Annotated in this window: 5 protein-coding genes, 1 tRNA gene, 1 rRNA gene and 1 pseudogene; 2 read left to right on the top strand and 6 right to left on the bottom strand. The window is 47.6% G+C overall.

The genetic code is table 11. The annotated features are described in order from the left end of the window. Positions 1-116: hypothetical protein (locus tag BSPA111_RS22740; protein ID WP_255459327.1), on the top strand; the 116-nt coding region annotated here is incomplete at its 5' end. 38 nt (positions 117-154) lie between these two features. Here the strand turns inward: BSPA111_RS22740 and BSPA111_RS22265 are convergent. From BSPA111_RS22265 to BSPA111_RS22275, 3 genes are all read right to left on the bottom strand, one after another. Beyond that, complete coding sequence (locus tag BSPA111_RS22265; RefSeq protein WP_183273293.1) at positions 155-922, bottom strand: class I SAM-dependent methyltransferase; 768 nt, start codon at positions 920-922, stop codon at positions 155-157. Positions 923-993: 71 nt separating this feature from the next. Continuing rightward, positions 994-1,797 carry an endonuclease/exonuclease/phosphatase family protein gene (locus BSPA111_RS22270; RefSeq protein WP_183273297.1) on the bottom strand — a complete coding sequence of 268 codons (804 nt, stop codon included), beginning with the start codon at positions 1,795-1,797 and terminating at the stop codon, positions 994-996. A gap of 150 nt (positions 1,798-1,947) precedes the next feature. Next, the gene (locus tag BSPA111_RS22275) at positions 1,948-3,123 is read right to left on the bottom strand and encodes an MFS transporter (RefSeq protein WP_183273294.1); all 1,176 of its coding nucleotides are present in this window, start codon (positions 3,121-3,123) and stop codon (positions 1,948-1,950) included. Between the two features lie 104 nt (positions 3,124-3,227). Between BSPA111_RS22275 and yafC the strand changes: the two are divergent. Then, positions 3,228-4,141 (top strand): annotated as a pseudogene (yafC, locus tag BSPA111_RS22280) (DNA-binding transcriptional regulator YafC). Here yafC and dkgB read toward each other — a convergent pair. The 3 genes from dkgB to rrf all read right to left on the bottom strand — a co-directional run bounded on the left by dkgB (position 4,138) and on the right by rrf (position 5,364). Further along, positions 4,138-4,941: a 2,5-didehydrogluconate reductase DkgB gene (gene dkgB, locus BSPA111_RS22285; protein ID WP_183273296.1), complete on the bottom strand. Its 804-nt coding sequence runs from the start codon at positions 4,939-4,941 to the stop codon at positions 4,138-4,140. The pseudogene yafC and the gene dkgB overlap by 4 nt on opposite strands. 177 nt (positions 4,942-5,118) lie before the next feature. Then, positions 5,119-5,195 (bottom strand) — tRNA-Asp (locus BSPA111_RS22290). 53 nt (positions 5,196-5,248) lie between these two features. Beyond that, a 5S ribosomal RNA gene (rrf, locus tag BSPA111_RS22295) occupies positions 5,249-5,364 on the bottom strand. Positions 5,365-5,368 lie beyond the last annotated feature (4 nt).

The following is a 5,368-nucleotide window of genomic DNA, read 5'->3' on the forward strand; positions in this document are numbered from 1 at the left end:
CGCAGATGGTGAAGTTACCGATAAGAAGAGAAAGAGCCTTCCCGAGGGTGGTGAAGGAAAGGCCACATAAATATGGTAAAGCCAGGAACAAAAATGCCAGTCAGTTGCTTAACTGACTGGCATTACCTAAAAAGGTGCCTTTTTTATTTATGGCTTACGCTCGCCTGGCTTCCAGCATGATAATGTCGCTGGTGAACGAGCCATCAGGCTGCAATTCATAGTAGCGCTGCACTTCATCTGATGCACTTTGCTGATACATACGAATTGCCTCAGCCAGAGTTGCAGGTGTTCTCATCCGTGCAATCCAACTTGAGAACTCCAAATTCAAACGGTCACACAACACGTTTTGCGAACTCAGCCCTGCATCATTAAACAGACTCAGCCATTCACCACTGGAATAGTTACGCACGTGTGAGGTATCGCGTAATGCTTCAACCGTTTGCAACCAGATGTCCAACACTGGGTGTCCTGGTGACATCACATCCATAAAGATAACGACTCCAGCGGGTTTCAATACGCGCTTTACTTCTCGCAGCGCTTTACCGACATCATGCCAGTGGTGGGCTGAATAGCGGCTTATCACAACATCAAACGAGCAATCATCGAAAGGCAAGACTTCGGCATAACCCTGCTCGGTTGTGAGATTATTGATTTCACGACTTTTAGCCGCTTCATTCACCACAACTAACATTTGCTCGGAGAGATCGTAGGCAACAACTTCCTTCACCTTCGCAGCAGCAATGAAACTCGCGTGCCCTGCCCCACATCCCATATCGAGTAACCGAGCATGAGGAAAAGCCTCCAGGCGTGTGCTGAGGCGCTCCAGATCGCGACCAGAAGCATGCACGGCGCTGGTCAGATAGGCACCTGCCTGTGAACCAAATTGTTGGCTGACTTTGTCATGATGAGATTGTGTTGTCATTGAAATGTCCTTGCTGTTGATTATAAGTAAGGGCAGCACCGAGGTCTGCCCATTGGCAGACCTGACTAACCCTACTTAAGCTCAGGTATGCCGGGACGGAATTCGACGAGTAGAGGATTGTGATCGGATGCACGAGTGACCAGAACAGAGGCTTCTGTAACGTTTAAACCACGGTAAAACACAAAATCGAGTGGACGGCCAAAAGCACGACGACGATGGTCATCGGTGAAGCGAACTTCGCGTAACGTCATATCGCGAGCAAAGCGGTAAAGCGCATTCATGCGTGGGCGACTCCAGGCATTAAAATCCCCCGCCATGATAACCGGCCCGTTATGGTGACCAATTTGATCGCCAATGGGCCCAAGTTGTTTGCTGTAAACATCCACGCCCAGACTGAAATTCACAGCATGAATATTAACTACCATCAGCAGACGGCCATCAGGCAAAGGATAAACGGTCACTAACGCAGATTTTGACAGCCGTAAAATCGGCTCACGCTCACGTAATGGACAGCAATAAACAGGATGAGCAGCAGACAGCGTCATGACACCTGAAGGATGCTGCGGCAACACAAACGCCGGTACCTGATCTGCAGCCAGATAATTACTGGTGGCAAACTTAACGAGCTCAGGAGTCGTTTGCGCCTCTTGCAATAAAACCAGATGGGCATCTTTACCGAAGTTTTGCAGCACCGAAAGCCATTCAGCTCGCTGCTGCTTGAAGATATTCCATACTAATACTTTTAAGGATCCTTCACTTGGCAATGGTTCTCCGGGCGGCAATGCCTGACCGATAGTTGCAAAGGAGCCAGGAGGCAGAATGCGTTCTGCTGGCTGACCGGCAACATATCTCATGGCATAAGTATTTTTGCGCACGTTTTTACTAATGACCTCTGTAACCAAAGAAGCCTCCAAATCGAAGGCTGTCATTCAGTTATAGGGACTTTAGGTCTGAGTTTCAACGACCAATTCAAACCATTGGTGAACAAGACCGTAAGTATTTGCTAACAGCCTTGTTCGTGCAGGTTAACCGATAGCAACTTCACGACGCGTGTCGAGACGCCCACTTAAGTTAATCAGAAGCAATGCACCAGCAACAATCACCGCACCGATCCATGGCGTTTGCGCCAAACCAAAGCTTTGCACTGTTTGACCGCCAATAACCGATCCTAACGCTATCCCTATATTAAATGCGGCGATATTCAATCCAGAGGCAACATCGACTGCATTTGGAGTGTATTCCTCTGCTTTTTGCACTACGTACACCTGCAATCCAGGCACATTACCGAAAGCGAAAACCCCCATCACCAACACAGTGACTAAAGCACCAATATGCGAGCTCGCGGTGAACTGGAAGACCAGCAGTAATGCAGCAAGTGCTGTAAAAATGAACTTTAACGCAGACACAGCACCATGACGGTCGGCAAGTTTCCCACCCCAAATATTACCAATCGCAACAGAGACTCCGTATCCCAATAAAATCCAACTAACGGCTGCTGGAGAATAACCTGCAAGGTTTTGCATCATTGGGGCCAGGAAAGTAAATGCGGTAAACACGCCGCCATAACCCAGCGCTGTTATCGCATAAATGATCAGCAGGCGCGGATGGGTCATCACTTTCAATTGATCTTTCAAACTGGCAACGGCTCGAGTTGGGATCTTTTTAGGGATCAGAATAGTGCTGCTAATTAAAGCGATGACACCAATGGCAGAAACCGCGAGGAAGGTTTCACGCCATCCAAAATGCTGACCGATAAATGTCCCCAATGGAACACCTGTCACAAGAGCAACGGTTAAACCACCAAACATAATCGCGATTGCTGAGGCTGCTTTCTCCTTAGGTACAAGGCTGGTTGCAATGGTAGAACCCACAGAGAAGAAGACACCGTGTGCCAGACCAGTCAGCAGTCGAGCAATAACTAATGTTTCATAGTTTGGAGAAAGCCAGGCTAACAAATTGCCTGCGGTGAAAAGTACCATCAGACCAATCAGCAACTGCTTACGAGGTAGTTTTCCGGTTAATGCAGTCAATACAGGTGCACCGACCGCAACACCTAATGCATAAATTGAAACCAACAGCCCAGCAGAGGGCAATGAAATTGAAAGTTGATCAGCAATAGTGGGTACGAGCCCAACAATAACGAATTCGGTAGTACCGATTGCGAATGCACTGATAGTCAGCGCCAGTAGTGCCAGAGGCATGATTTACTCCATAGCAGGTGTCTTTTGATGACACGCAGTATGGCAAGATGGTTAAATAACAAAAATATGCAAAATTTCAATACAATTTTGCTTCAGGAGCAATAATGAAAGCGACCTCTGATGAACTGGCGATTTTTGTCGCTGTAGTGGAAAGCGGAAGTTTTAGCCGCGCAGCGACTCAGCTCGAGCTGGCTAATTCAGCAGTAAGCCGCTCGGTAAAGAAATTAGAAATGAAATTAGGTGTGAGTCTGCTAAATCGCACAACGCGCCAGTTGAGTCTGACTGAGGAAGGTGAACGCTATTTCCGCCGCGTGCAGCAGGTTTTGCAGGAAATGGCAGCGGCAGAGAATGAGCTGATGGAAACACGGCAGAGTCCACGTGGTCTACTACGCATTGATGCCGCAACGCCAGTAATGCTGCATCTCTTAATGCCGCTTATTAAGCCCTTTCGCGAACGTTATCCGGAAGTGACACTCTCGCTCATCTCTTCCGAGACATTCATCAACCTGATTGAGAGAAAAGTAGATGTGGCCATTCGCGTGGGCACGCTGACTGACTCCACACTTCGAGCCAGACCACTTTTTGCCAGCCGCCGTAAAATTATCGCCTCTCCGGAATATTTAACGCAGTACGGCATACCACAAAGTGCAGAAGATCTTCAGGATCATATTTGTCTTGGTTTCTCAGAGACTGAGAGCCTGAATAAGTGGCCCGTTGCGCAGGCAGATGGGCTGCCCTATGACATAACTGCGGGGATAACCTCGAATAGTGGTGAAACACTTAAGCAGCTTTGTCTGATGGGAAATGGCATCGCATGCCTTTCAGACTATATGATTAATAAAGAAATAGCAGAAGGACGGTTCATTGAGCTACTGGCTGACAGGCTTTTACCTGTTGAAATGCCATTTAGTGCAGTGTATTACAGCGATCGGGCCGTAAGTAGCCGCATTCGAGCATTCATTGATTTTCTAAGTGAACACGTTCAACAGCCCCCGCAGGGGCTGTAATGGAAAATTAATCCCAGTCTGGAGCCAACCCTTCCGGGCTGACCAGACGATCATTGCAATCCAGTGCCGCAATAGCGGCGAGATCATCTACGTCCAGAGTTAGAGTCTGTGCTTGTAGGTTGCTTTGCAGATTCTCTCGTTTTGTAGATGAAGGAATAACTGAGTAACCCAGCGCCATTGCCCATGCCAAAATTACCTGCGCTGGGGTTGCATCATGTTTCTTAGCAATTCGGCCTATGACTTCATCTGTTAATGCTTTCCCATACGCAAGCGTCATATAAGAGGTGATGTGGATATCATGTTCGTGTGCCCACTCAACTACTTTGCGGTTCTGCAGGTAAGGTGAAAGCTCAATTTGATTAGTCGCAATATTCTCAACACCGACTGCATCAATCGCTTGTTGCATCAGGTCTATGGTGAAGTTAGAGATACCAATTTGGCGCGTCAGACCTTCATTTTTTGCTTCCCGAAGTGCCTGCATAAACTCTGCTACCGGAACGGAATCTTTTGGTGAAGGCCAGTGAATGAGCGCCAAATCGACATAATCAGTACGTAATTTGCGTAAACTTTCTTTCAAGCTTGGGATGAGCTTGTCTTTGCCAAGATTCTCAATCCAGATTTTGGTAGTGATAAATAGCGCTTCACGAGTCACACCACTTTCCTCAATCGCCTGTCCTACAGCCGCTTCGTTGTCATAGATTTGTGCGGTATCAATACTGCGATAACCCAACTCTAAAGCTGTTTTTACTGATGCGATAACTACGTCGTCTTTTAAGCGAAAAGTACCTAAACCAAATGCAGGAATTGTCATTATTTACCTCGTTAGGGGGCATGTGTTGTTAATACGAGGATTATGGCGGTAGTAACTTTGCTGAAAAAGACAGATAAACGCACTAGATATTTGCGTTAAACGCAACAATAGGAGATTTTTTGCTAAATTTTAGACAAGAAAAAAGCCCTGAGTCTAAAAGACTCAGGGCTTAATAAGTGGCGGAACGGACGGGACTCGAACCCGCGACCCCCTGCGTGACAGGCAGGTATTCTAACCGACTGAACTACCGCTCCACCGAATTTCTTACAACATCAGGGTATACCCTGATTTACTTCTTGAATTTGGAGCCTGGCAGTTCCCTACTCTCGCATGGGGAGACCCCACACTACCATCGGCGCTACGGCGTTTCACTTCTGAGTTCGGCATGGGGTCAGGTGGGACCACCGCGCTACTGCCGCCAGGCATA

The organism is Buttiauxella sp. A111, assembly GCF_014189855.1.
Lineage (GTDB): Bacteria > Pseudomonadota > Gammaproteobacteria > Enterobacterales > Enterobacteriaceae > Buttiauxella > Buttiauxella selenatireducens.

Excerpts from the sequence above, each read along its gene's own strand:
- BSPA111_RS22265 (WP_183273293.1), bottom strand. The coding sequence starts at position 922 with ATGACAACACAATCTCATCATGACAAAGTCAGCCAACAATTTGGTTCA.
- BSPA111_RS22275 (WP_183273294.1), bottom strand. The coding sequence starts at position 3,123 with ATGCCTCTGGCACTACTGGCGCTGACTATCAGTGCATTCGCAATCGGT.
- dkgB (WP_183273296.1), bottom strand. The coding sequence starts at position 4,941 with ATGACAATTCCTGCATTTGGTTTAGGTACTTTTCGCTTAAAAGACGAC.